We start from the raw sequence: 18,785 nt of genomic DNA, 5'->3' as shown, positions 1-18,785 counted from the left end.
CGCCGCAAGGTGCCTGTTGTCATTGACCGTTATGTTCGCGTGCGTACTGTCGCGCTGCCAGTCCTCCAGCATACTGCCCAGCTACCCCACGCAATCCCGGGGTGCCACGACCAAGGAAACCAGATGAGCTATCAGACCACGAATCCCTACAGCGAACAGATCGAGCAGACTTTCACTCCGCATAGCGATGCGCAAATGGACAATATATTGGCCCAGGCCGCCGCCACCTTCGAGAGCGACTGGCGCCAGCGCAGCTTTGCCGAGCGCAAGGCGGTGGTCAAGAAAGCGGCCATGCTATTGAAAGAACAACGCGATAGCTTCGCCAAATTGATCACCGTGGAAATGGGCAAGCTGTTCCAGGAAGCGCAGCAGGAAGTGTCGTTGTGCGTGCAAATCCTCGACTACTACGCCGATAATGCCGAGCAATTCCTTGCGCCCAAGCAACTTGACGTCAAGCGCGGCGCGGCCAGCGTGGAAATTGCGCCGCTGGGCGTGATCTTCTGCGTCGAGCCGTGGAATTTTCCGTACTACCAGCTGGCCAGGGTCGCTGGTCCGAATTTGATGGCGGGTAATACTTTGGTCGTGAAACACGCGTCCAACGTGCCCCAGTGCGCACTGGCCTTTGAAAAGCTGTTCCTCGACGCGGGTGCGCCAGCAGGCGCCTACACTAATGCATTCTTTTCCAGCGAGCAAGTGGCCACGGCCATTGCCGATCCGCGCGTGCAGGGCGTGGCGCTGACGGGCAGCGAGCGCGCCGGCGCCTCCGTGGCGGCCACGGCCGGCAAGGCCCTGAAAAAAACCACGATGGAACTCGGTGGCAGCGACGCCTTCATCGTACTGGACGACGCCGACATGGACCTGGCCGTCAAGCTGGCCGTCATCGGCCGCATCCAGAATGCGGGTCAGGTATGCGACGGCTCGAAACGCTTTATTCTGCTCGACAGCATTGCCGATACCTTCGTCGAACGCTTCCAGGCAGAACTGGCCAAGCTGCAGGCAGGCGACCCCATGGATGCCGCCACTACCCTGGCGCCGCTGTCGAGCAAGTCGGCGTTGGACCTGGCCGTCAAGCAAGTCGGCCAGGCCGTGGAGGGCGGTGCGAAATTATTACTGGGCGGCAAGCGTATCGAGCGCGCCGGCTACTTCATGGCGCCGACCATCCTCACCGAGGTGACGCCAGGCAATCCCGTCTACTACCAGGAGTTCTTTGCCCCCGTCGCCATGATCTTCCGCGTCAAGGATGACGACGCGGCGATCACCCTGGCCAACGATTCGCCATTCGGCCTGGGCGGCACCATCATCACGGCAGACGTTACACGCGGAAAGCGCCTTGCCAGCCGCATCGACACGGGCATGGTGTTCATTAATTCCCCGGCCATCACGGCGCCGGATCTGCCATTTGGCGGCGTGAAACATTCGGGTTATGGCCGCGAATTGTCCGATCTGGGCATCATGGAATTCGTCAACCGCAAGCTGGTGCTGGTCGGCTGACCGGGCGACCTCGGGGGCGCTGCATCAGGCCCCCAGCGCTTGCCAGCCATACCAGCCGAACGCCGCCGCCCACGCCAGCAAGATCGCCAGCCCCGGTAGCAATAGCCACTTCGCTACCGCCTCTTCCCACGCCACATAGCGCTTGCCGCGCGCGCGATGGCCAGCAGCACCTGCTTCCACAAGGGCTGGAAGTGATAGCTGTCGAGGCAGGGATCGTCGTCATACAGCGTTTCCTCGCGCGTATCCTTCAGGAGCGCATTGCCGGCCAGGGGCAGCAGCCTGGCGTGGACTTTTCCCCACGTCAGCACGGTGGGACCCACGCCATAGCTGATGCTGCGCACGGTGATGCCACCTGCGCGAGCGCACGCGGCCATGGCGGAAACGTGGATGAGCATGAAAAAGATAAGGCAGAGCAGCAACTGAAAGGCAGGATGCATCGGGTGAGCTGTCCAGGAGGAAAGAGAGCGGTATTGGAACATGTCGCAGGGCAAAGTCGCGCACATGAAAAAAGCCCCGCCTGCATCGCTGCAGACGGGGCTTTCTGTTGTGGAAGCGGCTTGCGCCGCCCGATCAACTTACAGTACTTCGCTGGCGTGGTCGGCCAGGCGCGAACGCTCGCCGCGTGCCAGGGTGACGTGGCCGCTGTGGGTCCAGCCCTTGAAGCGGTCGACCACGTAGGTCAGGCCGCTGGAGCCTTCCGTCAGGTACGGCGTGTCGATCTGGGCGATGTTGCCCAGGCACAGGATCTTCGTGCCGGGACCGGCGCGCGTGACGAGGGTCTTGACTTGCTTCGGCGTTAAGTTTTGCGCTTCATCGATGATGAGGAACTTGTTCACAAACGTGCGGCCGCGCATGAAGTTGAGCGACTTGATCTTGATGCGCGAGCGGATCAGGTCCTGCGTTGCCGCACGGCCCCATTCGCCGCCATCGGAGTCGGACTTGTTCAGCACTTCCAGGTTGTCGTCGAAGGCACCCATCCATGGCGACATCTTTTCCTCTTCCGTGCCTGGCAGGAAACCGATGTCTTCGCCGACGGGCACCGTCACGCGGGTGACGATGATTTCATTGTAGAGCTTGGTTTCCAGCACTTGCGCCAGGCCGGCGGCCAGGGCCAGCAGGGTCTTGCCGGTACCGGCCTGGCCCAGCAGGGTGACGAAGTCGCATTCCGGATTCATCAGCAAGTTCAGGGCAAAGTTCTGCTCGCGGTTGCGCGCCGTCACGCCCCACACATTGTTCTTCGTGTGGCTGAAGTCGCGCAAGGTTTGCAGCACGGCCGTCTTGCCGTTGATCTGTTTCACCTGGCCATAGAACGGCGTTTCGCCGTTTTTCGGTTCCAGGTAGATGAACTGGTTGACCAGCAGCGATGGAATGAAGGGGCCCGTCACGCGGTAGAAGGTGGAGCTGTAGCCGTTCTTGCTTTCCTGCCACGATTCCATGTCCTTGCCATGCTTGTTCCAGAAGTCGTCCGGCAGCTGCACGATGCCCGAGTACAGCAAGTCGGTGTCTTCCAGCACATGGTCATTGAAGTAATCTTCGGCCGGCAAGCCCAGGGCGCGCGCCTTGATGCGCATGTTGATGTCTTTCGACACCAGCACCACGGGGCGGCCTTCCTGTTCCGATTCCAGCGAACGCACGACGGCCAGGATCTGGTTGTCGGCCTTGCCCACTGGCAAGCCAGCCGGCAGGTCGGCGCTTTGCAAACGCGTCTGGAAGAACAAGCGGCCCTTGGCATCCTTGTTGCCCAGCTTGGACAGCAAGATGCCGTGCTCGATGGCGTCGTCATCCGTGTTGCTGATCAGCGCATCGAGGGTACGCGAGACCTGGCGTGCATTGCGCGCCACTTCCGTCATGCCCTTTTTATGGTTGTCCAGCTCTTCCAGGGTCATCATCGGCAGGTACACATCGTGTTCTTCGAAGCGGAACAGCGACGATGGATCGTGCATCAGCACGTTGGTGTCGAGCACGAACAACTTGCTGATGCCGCGCTGGTCGGCGGCGCGGCTGGCGGACGACTTGAGTTGCACTTCGACAGGCTTGTGCTTGGCCGGATGCGGCTGCTCGGCCTGCTTGACGGACTTGATCGGCGTGACCTTGCCTTTTGCCGCCGGCGCGGCTTTGACAGGGACTGCAGGTGCGGCAGCCGGTACGGCAACGGCTGGCGCAGGTGCCGGCTTGGCAACCATCAGGGCCGCCACTTGCTTGATCTTCGTGGCCGCATTGCGGACCGGCTTGGCAACTTCGGCGATCGCCGCTTCAATGATCGGTGCAGCCACTTTCTTGGCTGCCGGGGTTTTGGTGGCCGGGCGCGCTGCGCCTGCGGTTGGATAATCTTGGGTGGCCAGGATGGTGGCTGGCTTGCTCGGTAATTTTGGCAGTGGCATCAGGATCTCAATCAAAAAATTTCTGGAATGAATCGCCCATGGGCAGCCAGCTTCTGGCGGCACTTCTCATGGGGTGGATGCGGGGGAACAACAATGCTATAGGACGAGAAACTGCCGGAAGGCCGGCAGCATGGCCGGTCATGGACGCCATCGGAGGGCTACAGGCCCGCCTGGCGGAGTGGGTGGAGGCGCTTCGTTGACTCAAAATGGCGATAGGTACCGTGAACTGAACTGCGGTTGAGCTAAGGTTGAGATAATGTCGAACTAAGCTGGCTGGATGCCGACAACGCACATGTGATCAAAACAGACGATCAATTCAGACGCGCCACGAATTCCAGCACTTCTTCCACGTGAGTTGCGACCTTCACGCCTCTCCATTCTTTCACCAATCGGCCCTGGGCGTCAATCACAAACGTGCTGCGTTCGACGCCACGCACCGTCTTGCCATACATCTGTTTCATCTTCATGACGTTAAACAGCAGGCAAACGGCTTCGTCCGGGTCGGAAATGAGCTCGAATGGCAGTTCCAGCTTGGCTTTGAAGCTTTCGTGCGAGCGCAGGGAATCGCGGCTGATGCCGTAGACTTCCACGCCGGCGGCGACAAATTGCGGATAGGCGTCACGGAAGGCGATGTTTTCAGTGGTGCAGCCGGGGGTGTTGTCCTTTGGATAGAAAAACAGCACCGTGGCCTTGGCCGGACGGCCCAGCAACTGAAAGGTCTTGCCGCTGGTCATGGCGGCGCTAAAGTCGGGTATGCTAACGAGGGATTGGCTATCAGCCACAGGTTCTCTCCTGAACGGTGATCATCAGCGCTGTTTTTTTATCTGGCAACGCATCCAGGTGCAACAATACAGCATTCAGGCAGCTTTGCCCTGCACAATCAGGCGTCCCGAACGTCCGGGCAACTCATCCCAGGTGATGGGGCAAACGGGCAAGTCCGACTCTTTTATCTTTTCATAATAATCGCCCATCGCTGCAAACTGGTAGCCCTGGGCTTTCCAGCCAGCCAGCAATTGTTCGAAAATGGGGGCGAGTTTCTGTCCTTCAAGTTCCGCATGCAAGGTATATACGTGGTCGCGGGGATTGTCCGCCGTCAGCGACAATATATGCGCGGCAACATTGCCAGTCGTGATCAGCTTGCCGTCGATTTCGCAGCCCAACAACTCATCCAGGGTGGGCAGGGTGGTGGGCAATTGCACGCACTGCAATATGGTGTTGCCGTTACGCACGCGGTGCGGACCATTGCCCGGATGCAGCATGGCGCCGCGCGCGTCGAGCATGGCGCGGCCGTCGGAGGCAAAGCGGTAGCCGGCCGTGTCGTGCTCGACAAAGGCGCTGACATTCATTTGCCAGCCGGCCGCGCCATGCGTGTGCGGTTTGGTGCCAAACACCTGTTCGTAGCGGTTGGCGGCCTTGCGCATCATGTTGATGGTCCAGGCGGCGTTGTGCTTGGCTACGTTGTCTTGCCACAGGGTGTGATCCCAGGTGTGGATGCCGCACTCGAAACCGGCATCGCGCACGGCGCGCAGTTGCGCCGCGCATTGCTTGCCGATATCGGGTCCCGGCAGCAAGGTGCCGTACATCAATGTTTTCAAGCCGTAGTGCTCGACCACCGAGGTGCGCGATACCTTGCTGAAAAAGCCGGGCCGCAAGGCACGCCGCAGGGCCCAGCCCGTGTGGTCCGGGCCCAGCGAGAACAGAAACGTGGCCTTGGCCTGGTGCGCGGCCAGCATGCGCACCAGATTGCCCATGCCTTCACGGGTGCCGCGATAGGTATCGACGTCGATTTTCAGGGTCAGGAACGGCTTGTTCAACATTAATCCATCAAGGCTTTGGCTTCGGCTACCTGGCTGCGGTAGGCATCGAAAATATTGCGCAGGGAATCGGCCATGGTGGTGCTTGGCGCCCAGCCCAGTTCTTCGCAGGTATTCGTGATTTTCGGCACGCGGTTTTGCACGTCCTGGTAGCCGGCGCCGTAGTAGGCACCCGAAGTCGTTTCCACGATTTTCACGTGTTTCGCGCCTTCGGCGTATTCCGGGTACTCGGCGGCCAGGGTCAGCATCATGCCGGCCAGGTCGCGGATCGAGTAGTTATTGGTCGGATTGCCAATGTTGTAGATCTTGCCGCTGGCGATGCCATTCTTGTTGGCAATAATGCGGATCAGTGCATCGATGCCGTCGTCGATATAGGTGAACGCGCGTTTTTGCGCGCCGCCGTCGACCAGCGAGATGTTCTCGCCGCGCACGATGTGGCCGAAGAATTGCGTCACCACGCGCGAGGAACCTTCTTTTGGCGTGTGAATCGAATCGAGGCCGGCGCCGATCCAGTTGAATGGACGGAACAGGGTGAAGTTCAAGCCTTCCATGCCGTAGCCCCAGATCACGCGGTCCATCAATTGCTTGGCGTTCGAATAGATCCAGCGCGGCTTGTTGATCGGGCCGCAGATCAGTTCCGAGTTTTCCGGATCGAATTCTTCGTCGTGGCACATGCCATACACTTCCGAGGTCGACGGGAAGACCAGGTGCTTGCCGTACTTGGCGGCCGAGCGCACGATAGGCAGGTTCGCTTCGAAGTCCAGTTCAAACACGCGCAGCGGCTGCTTGACGTAGGTCGACGGGGTGGCGATGGCCACCAGCGGCAGGATCACATCGCATTTCTTGACGTGGTACTCGACCCATTCCTTGTTGATCGTGATGTCGCCTTCAAAGAAGTGCATGCGCGACTTGTAGTTGTCATCTTCCAGCAAGTCCGTGATGCGGTCCGTGTTCATGTCCATGCCGTAGACATGCCAGTCGGTGGTTTCCAGGATGCGCTTGGACAAGTGGTGGCCGATGAAGCCGTTGACGCCTAAGATGAGGACTTTTTTCATGTGAGATTCTCTTGAGTGATATCAGTGTGTGCTGACGCGGGCGGTCAGGCTTGCTTGCAATTGCTGAGCCGAAATTGGCTCCCCGGCAGCCCTCAGCGCGGAAATGGCCAGCATGCGACCGTCTCCGCAGACGCCAAAGATGCAATTATCCACTACCGCCAAGCCCACTGGCAAACTTCCTGCCGAATGCTTGCTCAAACGGGCTTGTTCGATGGTGTAAATAACATTGTTGACTTCGGTAAACGCGCCGGGATAGGGCGGCGCGACGGCCCGGTGCAGGTTGTATACCTGTTGCGCAGGTAATTTCCAGTCGATGCGGCCATCTTCCGGCTTGCGCCCGCCAAAATACCCGCCCTGGCGTAAATCGTTGAGCTGGCGTGGCGCCGTGCCGTCCAGCAAGGCTGGCAGCACGCCCCACAGGGTTTGTTCCGCCGCCACGGTGACTTTGCCGAACACTTCAAACGCCGTGTCGTCGGGCAGGATGGGTACGGCCGTTTGCGCCACGATGGCGCCGGCGTCGGGCTTGACCGTCATCTCATGCAGGGTGGCGCCCGTCTCCGTGGCGCCATGCAGCACGGCCCAGTTGACGGGCGCGCGGCCGCGGAACTGCGGCAGCAGCGAGCCGTGCATATTGTAGGCGGGCGCGACTTCCAAGATGCTAGCGGGCAACATGTGCCGGTAGTAAAAGCTGAACAGCATGTCCGGTCTTGCCGCCTGCACCTGCGCCAGCAGTTCCGGCGCGCGCGCGTCCAGAGGCGTGATGCAGGGGATGCCTTCAGCCTGGCACAGGCTGGCGACCGATTCGAACCACAGGTTTTCCGTGGGGCTGTCTTCATGCGTGACGACCAGGGCGATATCGACGCCACCGGCCAGCAACACCTTGATGCAGCGCACGCCCACATTGTGGTAGCCGAAGACGACGGCGCGTGGGGCGCCCATCAGCGGCCCACCTGGCGCTTTTCCAGGCGCACATACGATGGCGCCTCGGCTTCCGCCTGGGTCATGCCGTCCTGCAAGATGGTTTGCACCACGTAGCGGGGACGGGCACGCACTTGCTGGAAGATGCGTCCCACGTATTCGCCCACCAGGCCGATGCCGAACAGGATCACGCCCATGAAGAAGAAGGCGATGGCGAACAGGGTAAACACGCCTTCGGCCTCAGCGCCCAGCAGGAAGCGGCGCACCAGCAGGAAGATCACCAGCAATGCCGAGCCCAGCGACATTGCCATGCCCAGCATGGAAAAGATTTGCAGGGGAATCAGCGAAAAGCCCGTGACCAGGTCGAAATTGAGACGGATCAGGCTGTACAGCGAGTATTTCGATTCGCCGGCAGCACGTTCTTCATGCTCGACGGTAATTTCCGTAGGCTTGCGGGCAAACGTGTAGGCCAGGGCGGGCACGAAGGTGTTGACTTCGGCGCATTGGTTGACCAGGTCGATCACATTGCGGCCATACGCGCGCAGCATGTTGCCCTGATCGGTAATTTTGATATTCGTGATCTTTTCACGCAGGCGGTTCATCATTTTCGACGCCAGCGTGCGCCAGGCGGAATCTTGCCGCTTGCGCCGGATCGAGCCCACGTAATCGTAGCCTTCGCGCATCTTTGCCACCAGGTTGCCGATTTCTTCAGGCGGGTTCTGCAGGTCGGCGTCGAGCGTGATCATGATCTGCCCGCGCGAGGCTTCAAAACCCGCCAGGATGGCCATGTGCTGGCCATAATTGCCATTGAACAAGATCACGCGCGTGACGTCGGGGCGCTGGCGGAATTGTTCCGCCAGGATGGCCACCGAATTGTCGCGGCTGCCATCGTTGACGAAAATGATTTCGTAGCTTGTTTGCAAGGCATCGAGGGCCGGATACAGGCGGGCGAACAGGCTGGCCAGGCCATCCTGCTCGTTGTAGATTGGAATGATAATGGACAGTTCAGGTTTCATCGGTACGCTGCTCATTTGATGAGGATGGATTTGACGGTGGCGACGGCCCGCTCCACGTCCTGTGTCGTCATGGCGTAGAACATCGGCAAGGTCACGGTCAGGCGGCCGATCTTTTCCGAAACGGGGAACATGCCCTCGGTAAAGCCGCGTTCGCGGTACATGGTAAACAAGTGGATCGGTGCGTAATGATAGCCCGTTCCCACGTTTTGCTGCGCCATTTGCTGCATGAACGCGGCCCGCGTGCCGGGGCCGTTGTCGGGCAGGATGATCTGGAATAAATGCCAGTTGCTGTTGTCGAAATCCTGTACGGGCAGCTGGGCGCCGCTCGCCGCTTCGAAGTCGCTGCCGAATTGCGCGAAATAGTGGCGTGCCAGCGCGCGGCGGTGGGCCGTGATGGCGTCGATGTTGGCGAACTGGCCCAGGCCGATGGCGGCCATGATGTCGCTCATATTGTATTTGCCACCCAGCACATCGACGTCGATGCCGTCGACGCCGCTGCGCGTGACGCCCTGCAGCCGGTACTTCTCGGCCAGCCTGGCTTCTTCCAGGTTGTTGAGGACGAGGCAGCCGCCCTCGCCCGTGGTGATATTCTTGTTGGCCTGGAAGCTGAACGAGACGAAGTCGCCAAACGCGCCGATGCGCTTGCCTTTCCAGGTGGAGCCGAACGCTTGCGCCGCGTCTTCCACGACTCTTAAATTGTACTTTTCAGCAATCGCGTACAGGCGGTCCATGTCGACAGGCAGGCCCGACAGGTAGACGGGGATGATGGCTTTCGTGCGGGGCGTGATGGCCGCTTCAAGCTTGTCGAGGTCGATATTGCGCGTGACGGGGTCGATGTCGGCAAACACGGGCGTGGCGCCCACTTCAATAATGACGTTGGCCGTCGCCACCCACGACACGGGCGTGGTGATGACTTCGTCGCCAGGGCCAATGCCGGCGATGCGCAGCGCGATTTCCATGGTGCAAGTACCCGAATTGAAGGTACGCACGGGGCGCCCGCCGAAATATTCGGACAGCTGGGCTTCGAAGGCTTGCACTTTCGGGCCGCTGGTGATCCAGCCCGAGCGCAGCACCTCGCCGACGGCGGCGATGGTTGCTTCATCGATGGTGGGTTTGGAGAAAGGTAAAAAGGGCAGGGTAGAGGTCATGGGGCGCGGTTCTTGGATCTGTATTTTGTCAGGGTATCGGTGTCGCCGAGGCTGCCAATGCGGTCAACGTCCGCAGGCAGGCATGGCTATTTTATATCGGCAGTATGGCGGCGTAGGCGGTTCAGCGGTGAAAAATCCTGCTGATGCGGGGGCGGGGCAAGGTGGCCGTGGGCTATCCGTGCTGCCGCCGCCCCTTTAAATATTTATTTGTTGGCAATGACCATGCGGCGCGCATCCTTGGCAATGACACGCATGGGTACGCCACGTTGTTGCAAGTCCTTGTAGCGGTCCAGGCTGATAATGGCCATGTCGCGCACGCCGGCGTTGGCATCGGTCGTCCACTGCGCGATGAAAGGCTCGATGGTCGGGATGGACAGTTCAGGCTGCTGTTTCAGGCCAAACGTAAATTCATCCCAGTAATCGACGAGGATCACGGGCCGCTGCAGATAATAGGTCAGCGATTGTTCATAAATGCCGACCGAATAGAGCTTGGTGTCGGCCGTCAGTTCGGCCTGGATCTGCGGCAGCAGGTCGGTGCCTGCGCGGTTCTGGCCATACAGTTCGGAGCCGGCCAGGATGCAGTGCGTGGCCAGGAAGCCGGCGCCGGCGATCGTCAGCACGGTCATGTCGCGGCGCAACTGGCGCGCATGCAGCAAGGCCAGGGCGCCGCCGGCCAGGGCGAAGAAGCCGGCCGCCATCACCCACGCCTGGTAACCCTTCAGCGCTGCCAGTTCTGCCGGATCGCGTCCGCTGGCGCGATTGAAGCCGATCGGTGCACCGATCAGGATGGCCGCACCCAGCACGCACAGCAGGCCGGCGGCCAGCATGCGCTGGCGCCGCGACGCCGATTCCAGGTACAGCCCCACCATCAAGGCCAGCGCCGGGAAGATGGGCACGATATAGCCAGGCAGCTTCGAGGTCGAATAGCTGAAGAAGAAGAAAATGAAGACGGCCCATACCAGCAGCATCAAGCGTGGCTGGAAGGCGCCATCCTGGCGCTTGAAGGCGGCAGCCAGGCTTTGCGGCAGCACGCCTATCCATGGCAGGATGCCGGGAATGAGCAGGACCAGGAAGTAGTACCAGGCGCCTTCGCGCTTGTGACCCTTCATCAGGAAACGCTGGAAATGCTCGTGGATGAAGAAGAAATGCGGCTGCTCCGGATTGCGCAGGGCGACCAGCACGAACCAGGGCGTGGCGATGGCAAAGAACACCAGCAAACCCTTAACCAAATGCAAACGCGTCCAGATGCGCCAGTCGCGCGCGCACAGCGAATACAGCACCAGCACGGCGCCCGGCAAGACGATGCCGATCAAGCCCTTGGCCAGCACGGCCAGCGCCATGCCAGCCCAGCATACCAGCATCCAGTTGCGGCGCTCGGCGGGGGAGGCTTCGTCGCGCTGGGCCACCAGCAGGCTGGTCAGCACGATGGTCATCATGCCCGACAGGCCCATGTCGAGCGAATTGATCTGGCCGGAAGCGAGCCAGAACAGGCTCGACGCCAGTACCAGGCCAGCATACAAGCCCACGCGCGGACCGAACACTTTCTTGCCCGCATAGGCCGTCATGCACACGCCGATGATGCCGCACAGGCCAGTCCACAGGCGTGCCTGCCATTCGCCAAGGCCGAAGGCGGCGAAGGTCAGCGCATTCATCCACGTTTGCAGCGGCGGCTTTTCAAAGTACTTGATGCCGTTCAGGCGCGTGGTGACCCAGTCACCCGTGACGAACATTTCGCGCGCCATCTCGGCATAGCGGCCCTCGTCGGGCGGCACCAGGGTGCGTACGCCCAGCGCGTACAGGGTGACGACGATGAAGATGCCCAGCAGGGACCACATCAGCAGCCGCGAGCTGTGCAATTCGTTGACGTTGATTTTCATTGGGCGCTGCCTGCGCCGGGAGCCAGGATCAGGGCCAGGGTGACTTTGCGGCCTTCGCCCATCAGGATGTTATAGGTGCGGCAGGCTGCCTGGCTATCCATGCACTCGACGCCGATGCGGCGCATGGTCAGCGCGGCCGTCAGCTTCGGATGCACGAAACGCTGGCGCTCGCCCGTGCCGAGGATCACCACGTCGGGCGCGTCGGCCAGGATTTGCGCGAAATGCGCCTCGCTCAGCTGCTCGAAACTGCCTGCATCCCACGCCCGTGGCGGCATTTCCGGCATGACGATCAGGCTGTAGTTATATGACTGGGCATTGATTTCCACGCCATTTTCATCGTAGCCTGTGACGGTTTGGTATTGTTGGGTGCTGCTGGCATGCAGTTTCATGGCGATGTCGGGGGCTGTTCGTGTCGGTTGATCGGTGCGCGCGCTGTCCGGATGTGCGTTGCGGCCAAGGGCGTAAGCATGCCATAAATGGCAGAAAAGAGCGACTGAAAAGCAACATCCTTTCCGATTTGCAATTTATCGGCAATTTTTTGGTGCAACAGCGGCAGGCTGCGCTTGCCATAGTAGTAGGCAAAGATTAAGAGAAGATGAAGAGCTTCCGGTGGAAAAAGCACGCGCATGCCGGCCGGCGTGGCATAAACGGCGCGAAATGCTGCAATTTGCCATGTTTAATTTGATAAAATGGCCTGCTTTCGGCGAGAATGGTTGTTCTCGCATTGCAGTCTCACGGGTTCACAGTTCTGGCGCGGCTTTCATGCTGCAAGCGTAGGCCGGCCGCGCCGCATCACGACAGGGATTTATTTTGCGACCGATTCAGAAATCGAATAAATTGGCGGACGTCTGCTACGACATCCGCGGCCCGGTCCTGGAAAAATCCAGGCAAATGGAAGAAGAAGGCCACAAGATCACCAAGCTCAATATCGGCAATCTGGCCGTATTCGGCTTCGATCCGCCTGATGAAATCGTGCGCGATATGATGCTCAATTTGCAGAACGCGGCCGGCTACACGGATTCGAAAGGCATGTTCGCGCCGCGCAAGGCCGTCATGCACTACACGCAAGGCAAGAATATCGCCGGCGTGACCATCGATGACATTTACCTGGGCAACGGCGCTTCCGAACTGATCGTCATGTCGATGAATGCGCTGCTCAACAGTGGCGACGAAGTGCTGGTGCCGGCGCCCGACTATCCGCTGTGGACGGCCGCCGTCAGCCTGTCGGGCGGCAATCCCGTGCATTATGTGTGTGACGAACAGAACGAATGGTATCCCGATATCGAGGACATGCGCCGCAAGATCACGCCGCAGACCAAGGCCATCGTCGTCATCAACCCCAATAATCCCACCGGTGCGCTGTACCCGGTTTCCGTGTTGCAGCAGATCGTCGACCTGGCGCGCCAGCACCAATTGATCATTTTCGCCGACGAGATCTACGACAAGGTGCTGTACGACGAAGCCGAGCACGTGTCGATCGCCTCGCTGGCCGACGACGTGCTGTTCATCACCATGAATGGCCTGTCGAAGAATTACCGCTCCTGCGGCTACCGTTCCGGCTGGATGGTGGTGTCGGGCGAAAAGCGCCACGCAAAAGATTACATCGAGGGCCTCAACATGCTGGCCTCGATGCGGCTATGCGCCAACGCACCGGGGCAGTTTGCCATCCAGACGGCACTTGGCGGCTACCAGAGCATACAAGACCTGGTGGGGCCCGGCGGGCGCCTGTTGAAACAGCGCGACCTGGCACACAAGCTGCTGACCGATATCCCGGGCGTCACCTGTGTCAAGCCGAAGGCCGCGCTGTACATGTTCCCGCGCCTGGACCCGGAGATCTACCCGATCGCCGACGACCAGCAGTTTGCCTATGAATTGCTGGCCGAAGCCAAGGTCCTGATCGTGCAGGGCACGGGGTTCAACTGGATCGCGCACGACCATTTCCGCGTTGTCTTCCTGCCCAACTCCGATGACCTGACCGAGGCCATGGGGCGCATTGCGCGCTTCCTCGAAGGTTACCGCAAGCGTCACGGCCGGGGCTGAACCAGCCAGCAGCAATCTCGATCAACCATACCGATCAACCTGGCGCCGCCCAAGGGGGCGCCACTTATGAGCAGTCAAGTACAACTATGAAATCCATCAAGATCGGCCTGCTGGGCCTGGGCAATGTCGGGTACGGCACGTTCAGCGTCCTGAAACGCAACCAGGAAGAAATCAAGCGCCGCGCGGGACGTGGCATTGAAGTCGTCGCCGTCGCCGTGCGCGACGTGGCGCGCGCCGAAGCGCTGGTCGCCGGCGCCTGCAAGGTCGTCAATGACCCGCAGCTGATCGTCAACGATCCCGAGATCGACATCGTCGTCGAACTGATCGGTGGCTACGACCTGTCGAAAACCCTGGTGATGCAAGCCATTGCCAACGGCAAGCACGTGGTGACGGCCAACAAGGCCCTGCTGGCCGTGCATGGCAACGAAATCTTTGCCGCCGCCCAGGACAAGGGCGTGATGGTGGCATTCGAGGCGGCTGTCGCCGGCGGCATCCCCATCATCAAGGCACTGCGCGAAGGCTTGACGGCCAACCGCATCGAATGGATCGCCGGCATCATCAACGGCACCACCAATTTCATCCTGTCCGAGATGCGCGACAAGGGCCTCGATTTCGCCACCGTGCTGAAACAGGCGCAGGCACTCGGCTACGCCGAAGCCGATCCCACCTTCGACATCGAAGGCGTCGATGCCGCGCACAAGGCCACCATCATGTCGGCCATCGCCTTCGGCATCCCGGTGCAGTTCGACAAGGCTTACGTGGAAGGCATCAGCAACCTCAATGCCGTCGACATCCGCTACGCGGAGCAGCTGGGTTACCGCATCAAGCTGCTGGGCATCACCAAGCGCGCCACCGTCAATGGCGTGGAAGGCATCGAGCTGCGCGTGCATCCGACCCTGATTCCGGCCAAGCGCCTGATCGCCAACGTGGAAGGCGCGATGAATGCGGTGCTGGTACACGGCGACGCCGTCGGCGCCAGCCTGTACTCGGGCCGCGGCGCGGGTGCCGAGCCGACCGCCTCGTCGGTGATCGCCGACCTGGTCGACATTACGCGCCTGGCCACGGCCGATCCGGAACACCGCGTGCCGCACCTGGCGTTTCAGCCGAATGCGATGACCGATATCGCGATTTTGCCGATGTCGGAAATCACCACCAGCTACTACCTGCGCATGCACGTGGCCGACCAGCCTGGCGTGCTGGCCGACCTGACGCGCATCTTGGCCGAACGCGGCATCTCAATCGACGCCATGCTGCAAAAAGAACCGGCCGAGGGCGAGACGCATACGGACATCATTATGCTGACGCACCAGACGCAGGAAAAGAACGTCACGGCCGCCATCGAAAAAATGGAAGCACTCAATAGCGTGGTGGGTACGGTGACCAAGATCCGCCTGGAAAACCTGAGCTGATTTTCACAAGGCTGCATGCAAAACGGCGCCCGCGGGCGCCGTTTTTTTTCATGCGCACACTGTCTTACAGTTGCGGCACGTCGGGCGCGCCGACCGGACCCACATCCATGCCGTCATAGCTGGCCAACTGGTTTTCCTGGGCAAACACCATCAGTTCGCCATTGCGTGCATGCAGGCTCTCGACGTCATGCACTTCGGCTTTTTCCACGTGCAGCACCCACACGGGGGCGGCGGCCGGGTCATCGAGCTCGGGCTGGTACAGTTCCACCGGGCGGTAGCCCTGCAGTGCCAGCAAGGTGGCAGCCTGCTCCAGCGGCTCGGATGTGGGGTTGGTAAAGTAATAGCCCCACAGCAGCGGCTGGGACAGATCCCAGGGCGCGTTTTCGGCGATATTGGCGAACAGTTCGGTTACGTCTTCTTTGGTCATCATGGCGGGGCTTTCAGTCAATTCCAGGGCGCGATCTTAACATCGGTGACGGTGACGCGCCACGCGCGCATAAAAAAACCGGCTTGGCAGCCGGTTCTTTTGTCAGCCCTTACAAGGGCTGGAGTCTACTTCGCGCAAGCGTGAATTAGAACTTGTAGCGCAGGCCGATCGACAGCAGGTCGGCTTTCAGTTTGGTGCCGTCTTCGCTCGCTACTTTGCCGAAGTTTTCGTATTCCGCAACAGCCGACAGGTTTTTGTTGATGTTGTAAGCAGCGCCGATGCCAAAGATGGCGGAGGTTTTGTTTTTCGATTCGCTGTCACGCAAATTCAATACGCTGAAGTTGATCTTGGTGCGGTTTTGCGCAACGCCAGCCTTGGCGAACAGCGAGAACTGTTCGTTCAGTGGCAGGGTGCCGGTGGCGGCAACGTAGAATGCGTGGTTTTTCACTTCCAGTTTCGCGACGCCGTCGTTTTGCGTCAGTTTGCCGAAGTCAACATAGCCAGCTTCCGCGCCAAAGTTCTGCGTGAAGTCGTAGCCAGCGTACGCCTTGTAGCCGGTGTCGCTCTTCTTGATCGAACCTTCTTCATCCGACAGTTTCAGTTCCGAACGGCCGACGTTAGCGCCGATGTAAGCGCCTTCAGCTTGGGCGAACAATGGGAATGCCAGGGCGGCGCCGACGACTACTGCAAACAATTGCTTTTTCATATTCATCCTAGATAATTAATGCGGAGAGACTGTCTCTCCGCTTAATGGGAGCCGAATTGTATAGGGAGAAATATGTTTACGTAAGGCAATTATTTAAAAAATATTGGAAATAAATCATGTGTTGTTTTAGGGCAACATTAAATATTCAAGACATATCTGCGCGGCGCCTCATGTGGCAGTGCTGAAATGCACGCTGACCTTCAATCCGCGTCCGTTGGCCGCCGTGGCCAGTTCCAGGCTGGCGCCATGCAGGGCGGCGATGTCGCGCACGATGGCCAGGCCCAGTCCCGCGCCGCCAGGGTTGCTCTCAAGCGCCGCGCCAACCCGGTAGAACGGTGTAAATACCCGTTCGCGTTCCGCGGGCGCGATGCCGGCGCCGCTGTCTTCCACCTCCAGCACCGCGCCTTGCCCCGTCTGTGCAGCACGCACGCGCAGGATCACACTGCCGCCCTGCGGCGTGTAGCGCAGGGCATTGTCGACCAGGTTGGCCAGCAGTTCGTGCAGCAGCAAGGCCTGGCCATGCACGGGCGCGTCGTCGGGCGCTTCCAGCGATAAATCGATATGCTTGCCGACGGCAGCCATGGCCATTTCCAGCCCTACTTGCTGCGCCGCGTCGCGCAGCGAAACGGTATCCATGGTCAGGCTGTCGCCGCCATGCTCGATGCGCGCCAGGGTCAGCAGGCGGTTGGCCAGCAGCACGGTCGAATCGGTGGTAGCGGCGATCGAGCGCACGATGTTGCGCAGGGCGGCCATGTCCGGCGGCGTGCCTGCCTGGCGGTCGCATTCGCGCAGGGCCAGTTCGGCCTGGGTTTTCAGCACCGTCAGCGGCGTGCGCAGCTGGTGCGAGGCGTCGGCGATGAAACGGCGCTGGCTGGCGATCAGTTGCTGCAGGCGCGACATGGAGCCGTTCATGGCGCTCACCAGCGGGCGCATTTCCTTGTGCACCAGCTTGGGATCGACGTCGGACAGGTCGGACAGGGTGCGCGTCTCGACTTCCGTTTTCAGGCGCATCAGCGGCCGCAGCACCAGGCGCACGGCAAACCACACGAGGGCGCCCATCACCAGTATCATCGCCGCTTGCCAGCTCAGGGTATCGAACAGGATCTGGTTCGACAGGCCGCGCCGCGCATCGAGCGTTTCAGCCACCTGTATCAGGGCGATGCCGCGCATCGAATCGTCATACACGGGTTGCAGCAGGGCGGCGATGCGGATCGGCTTGCCGTGGTAGTCGGCGTGGTAGAAGCGCACCAGGGCTGGATAATTCTGCGAGCGGGGCACGTTTTTCGGCACGGGCGGCAAGTCGCCATAGCCCGATACCAGCTCGCCGTGGATGCCCGTGACCTTGTAGTAGATACGGCCCAGGGTGTCGGTCTCGAAGCTGTCGAGCGCCACATAGGGCACTTCGGCCACCACCTTGCCGCCGACGATGGAGACGCGCTCGGCCAGCGCCCGCGTCGACGCCAGCAGCGAGCGGTCGTAGGCCATGTCGGCCGCGTCGAGCGCATTGCGGTAAACAAAAAAAGCGTCGAGCAGCACCAGCATCACCAGCGGGATGAGCAGCCAGCGCAGCAGCTGGCTGCGCAGGCTGCCCAGCGGCCGTCCCTGCGCCCAGCGCCGGCGCAGGCGCTCGAACAGTGGCAGGCGCAGGTGTTGCGTGGAGGCGCTCATTTTGGCGCGGCCGGCGCCATGGCGCTGCGCGGCTGCAGCAGGTAGCCGATGCCGCGCAGGGTGGTGATGACGGCGCCGTCGGGCGCGCCGCTTTCCACGCCGTTTTCCACGCTGTTTTCCAACTTCTTGCGCACGCGGTGGATATATAGTTCAATGGCGTCCAGGTTGACGTCGTCGGCCAGCGCGAAGACTTCATCGAACAGCTTTTCCTTCGATACGGCGCGCCCGGAGCGCGTGATCAGCGCTTCGAGCACCGCGTGTTCGCGTGGCGTCAGGGGAAAAGGGGTGCCTGCATAGCTGAACATGCGCGTGACGGTGTCAAAACTGAGCGCGCCGCAAGTGTGCACGAGCGCTTCGTTGCCCTGGCTGCGGCGCAGCAGAGCTTTCACGCGCGCTTCCAGTTCGGCCAGTTCGAACGGCTTGGCCATGTAATCGTCGGCGCCCAGGTTCAGGCCCTGCACTTTTTCATCCAGGCCGCCGCGCGCCGTGAGTATCATGACGGGCGTCTTGCCACGCGTGCCGCCGCGCGCGCGCAGGCGGCGCAGCACGTCCAGGCCATCCATCTTCGGCAGGGTCAGGTCGAGCAGCACCAGCGAGTATTCCTGCGTGTGCAGCAGGGCGTCGGCATCGGCGCCGTTGTGGGCGGTCTCCACCGTCAGGTGCGCGTCGCGCAGGGCCTTTGCCAGCCAGTGCGACAGCTCCAGATGGTCTTCCACTAATAATATGCGCATGGTCTCCGCCATTCGTTGAAATGATGCAGTGTAAGCCCGACGGCAGGGGCGGCGATGAATATGTTGATGTCCGTTGTGGCTGGCCGGCGACACCTGTCATGCTG

At 60.7% G+C, this 18,785-nt stretch carries 18 protein-coding genes; 3 read left to right on the top strand and 15 right to left on the bottom strand.

The features are described from left to right. Positions 1-123: 123 nt before the first annotated feature. A complete protein-coding gene (locus ACQ4WN_RS23575; RefSeq protein WP_436553707.1) occupies positions 124-1,491 on the top strand; it encodes an NAD-dependent succinate-semialdehyde dehydrogenase in 1,368 nt (455 codons plus the stop codon). 113 nt (positions 1,492-1,604) lie between these two features. Here the strand turns inward: ACQ4WN_RS23575 and ACQ4WN_RS23570 are convergent, their stop codons facing one another. From ACQ4WN_RS23570 to ACQ4WN_RS23520, 11 genes are all read right to left on the bottom strand, one after another. Continuing rightward, positions 1,605-1,865: a hypothetical protein gene (locus tag ACQ4WN_RS23570; protein WP_436553706.1), complete on the bottom strand. Its 261-nt coding sequence runs from the start codon at positions 1,863-1,865 to the stop codon at positions 1,605-1,607. A gap of 201 nt (positions 1,866-2,066) precedes the next feature. After that, entirely contained in the window at positions 2,067-3,872 is a 1,806-nt protein-coding gene (locus ACQ4WN_RS23565) for a PhoH family protein (protein WP_436553705.1), read from the bottom strand. A gap of 311 nt (positions 3,873-4,183) precedes the next feature. Next, positions 4,184-4,654: a peroxiredoxin gene (locus ACQ4WN_RS23560; RefSeq protein ID WP_436553704.1), complete on the bottom strand. Its 471-nt coding sequence runs from the start codon at positions 4,652-4,654 to the stop codon at positions 4,184-4,186. 75 nt (positions 4,655-4,729) lie between these two features. Further along, positions 4,730-5,689 (bottom strand): polysaccharide deacetylase family protein, encoded by a 960-nt coding sequence (locus ACQ4WN_RS23555; protein ID WP_436553703.1) that lies wholly within the window; start codon positions 5,687-5,689, stop codon positions 4,730-4,732. Then, on the bottom strand, positions 5,689-6,741 hold the full coding sequence (locus ACQ4WN_RS23550; RefSeq protein WP_436553702.1) for a bifunctional UDP-4-keto-pentose/UDP-xylose synthase: 1,053 nt from the start codon (positions 6,739-6,741) through the stop codon (positions 5,689-5,691). Before ACQ4WN_RS23550 ends, ACQ4WN_RS23555 begins: the two co-directional genes overlap by 1 nt. 21 nt (positions 6,742-6,762) lie before the next feature. Then, a complete protein-coding gene (locus ACQ4WN_RS23545) occupies positions 6,763-7,680 on the bottom strand; it encodes a formyltransferase (RefSeq protein WP_436553701.1) in 918 nt (305 codons plus the stop codon). Continuing rightward, positions 7,680-8,675, bottom strand: a complete 996-nt coding sequence (locus ACQ4WN_RS23540) for a glycosyltransferase (protein ID WP_101484665.1) — start codon at positions 8,673-8,675, stop codon at positions 7,680-7,682. The genes ACQ4WN_RS23545 and ACQ4WN_RS23540 overlap by 1 nt, the downstream gene beginning before the upstream one ends. Before the next feature lie 11 nt (positions 8,676-8,686). After that, positions 8,687-9,823: a DegT/DnrJ/EryC1/StrS family aminotransferase gene (locus ACQ4WN_RS23535; protein WP_436553700.1), complete on the bottom strand. Its 1,137-nt coding sequence runs from the start codon at positions 9,821-9,823 to the stop codon at positions 8,687-8,689. A 203-nt stretch (positions 9,824-10,026) separates the two neighbouring features. After that, positions 10,027-11,700, bottom strand: a complete 1,674-nt coding sequence (locus ACQ4WN_RS23530) for a glycosyltransferase family 39 protein (protein ID WP_436553699.1) — start codon at positions 11,698-11,700, stop codon at positions 10,027-10,029. After that, positions 11,697-12,089, bottom strand: coding sequence for an Mth938-like domain-containing protein (locus ACQ4WN_RS23525; RefSeq protein ID WP_436553698.1), 393 nt, complete (start codon positions 12,087-12,089; stop codon positions 11,697-11,699). Before ACQ4WN_RS23525 ends, ACQ4WN_RS23530 begins: the two co-directional genes overlap by 4 nt. Beyond that, entirely contained in the window at positions 12,086-12,328 is a 243-nt protein-coding gene (locus tag ACQ4WN_RS23520; protein WP_436553697.1) for a hypothetical protein, read from the bottom strand. The genes ACQ4WN_RS23525 and ACQ4WN_RS23520 overlap by 4 nt, the downstream gene beginning before the upstream one ends. Positions 12,329-12,510: 182 nt before the next feature. On the opposite strand from ACQ4WN_RS23520, the gene ACQ4WN_RS23515 reads away from it, so the two are divergent. Then, positions 12,511-13,740: a pyridoxal phosphate-dependent aminotransferase gene (locus tag ACQ4WN_RS23515; protein ID WP_436553696.1), complete on the top strand. Its 1,230-nt coding sequence runs from the start codon at positions 12,511-12,513 to the stop codon at positions 13,738-13,740. Between the two features lie 86 nt (positions 13,741-13,826). Then, complete coding sequence (locus ACQ4WN_RS23510; protein WP_436553695.1) at positions 13,827-15,149, top strand: homoserine dehydrogenase; 1,323 nt, start codon at positions 13,827-13,829, stop codon at positions 15,147-15,149. Positions 15,150-15,213: 64 nt separating this feature from the next. Here the strand turns inward: ACQ4WN_RS23510 and ACQ4WN_RS23505 are convergent, their stop codons facing one another. The 4 genes from ACQ4WN_RS23505 to ACQ4WN_RS23490 all read right to left on the bottom strand — a co-directional run bounded on the left by ACQ4WN_RS23505 (position 15,214) and on the right by ACQ4WN_RS23490 (position 18,681). Further along, positions 15,214-15,579: a ribonuclease E inhibitor RraB gene (locus tag ACQ4WN_RS23505; protein ID WP_436553694.1), complete on the bottom strand. Its 366-nt coding sequence runs from the start codon at positions 15,577-15,579 to the stop codon at positions 15,214-15,216. Positions 15,580-15,721: 142 nt separating this feature from the next. Beyond that, on the bottom strand, positions 15,722-16,282 hold the full coding sequence (locus ACQ4WN_RS23500; RefSeq protein ID WP_436553693.1) for an outer membrane beta-barrel protein: 561 nt from the start codon (positions 16,280-16,282) through the stop codon (positions 15,722-15,724). 168 nt (positions 16,283-16,450) lie between these two features. Further along, entirely contained in the window at positions 16,451-17,950 is a 1,500-nt protein-coding gene (locus ACQ4WN_RS23495) for a sensor histidine kinase (RefSeq protein ID WP_436553692.1), read from the bottom strand. Next, on the bottom strand, positions 17,947-18,681 hold the full coding sequence (locus ACQ4WN_RS23490; RefSeq protein WP_436553691.1) for a response regulator: 735 nt from the start codon (positions 18,679-18,681) through the stop codon (positions 17,947-17,949). The genes ACQ4WN_RS23495 and ACQ4WN_RS23490 overlap by 4 nt, the downstream gene beginning before the upstream one ends. Positions 18,682-18,785: the final 104 nt, after the last annotated feature.

The organism is Janthinobacterium pasteuri, assembly GCF_051380775.1.
In the GTDB taxonomy this organism is placed as follows: domain Bacteria; phylum Pseudomonadota; class Gammaproteobacteria; order Burkholderiales; family Burkholderiaceae_D; genus Janthinobacterium.
The sequence above is the reverse complement of the archived record's forward strand: the minus strand, read 5'-3'. Positions and strand labels throughout refer to the sequence as shown.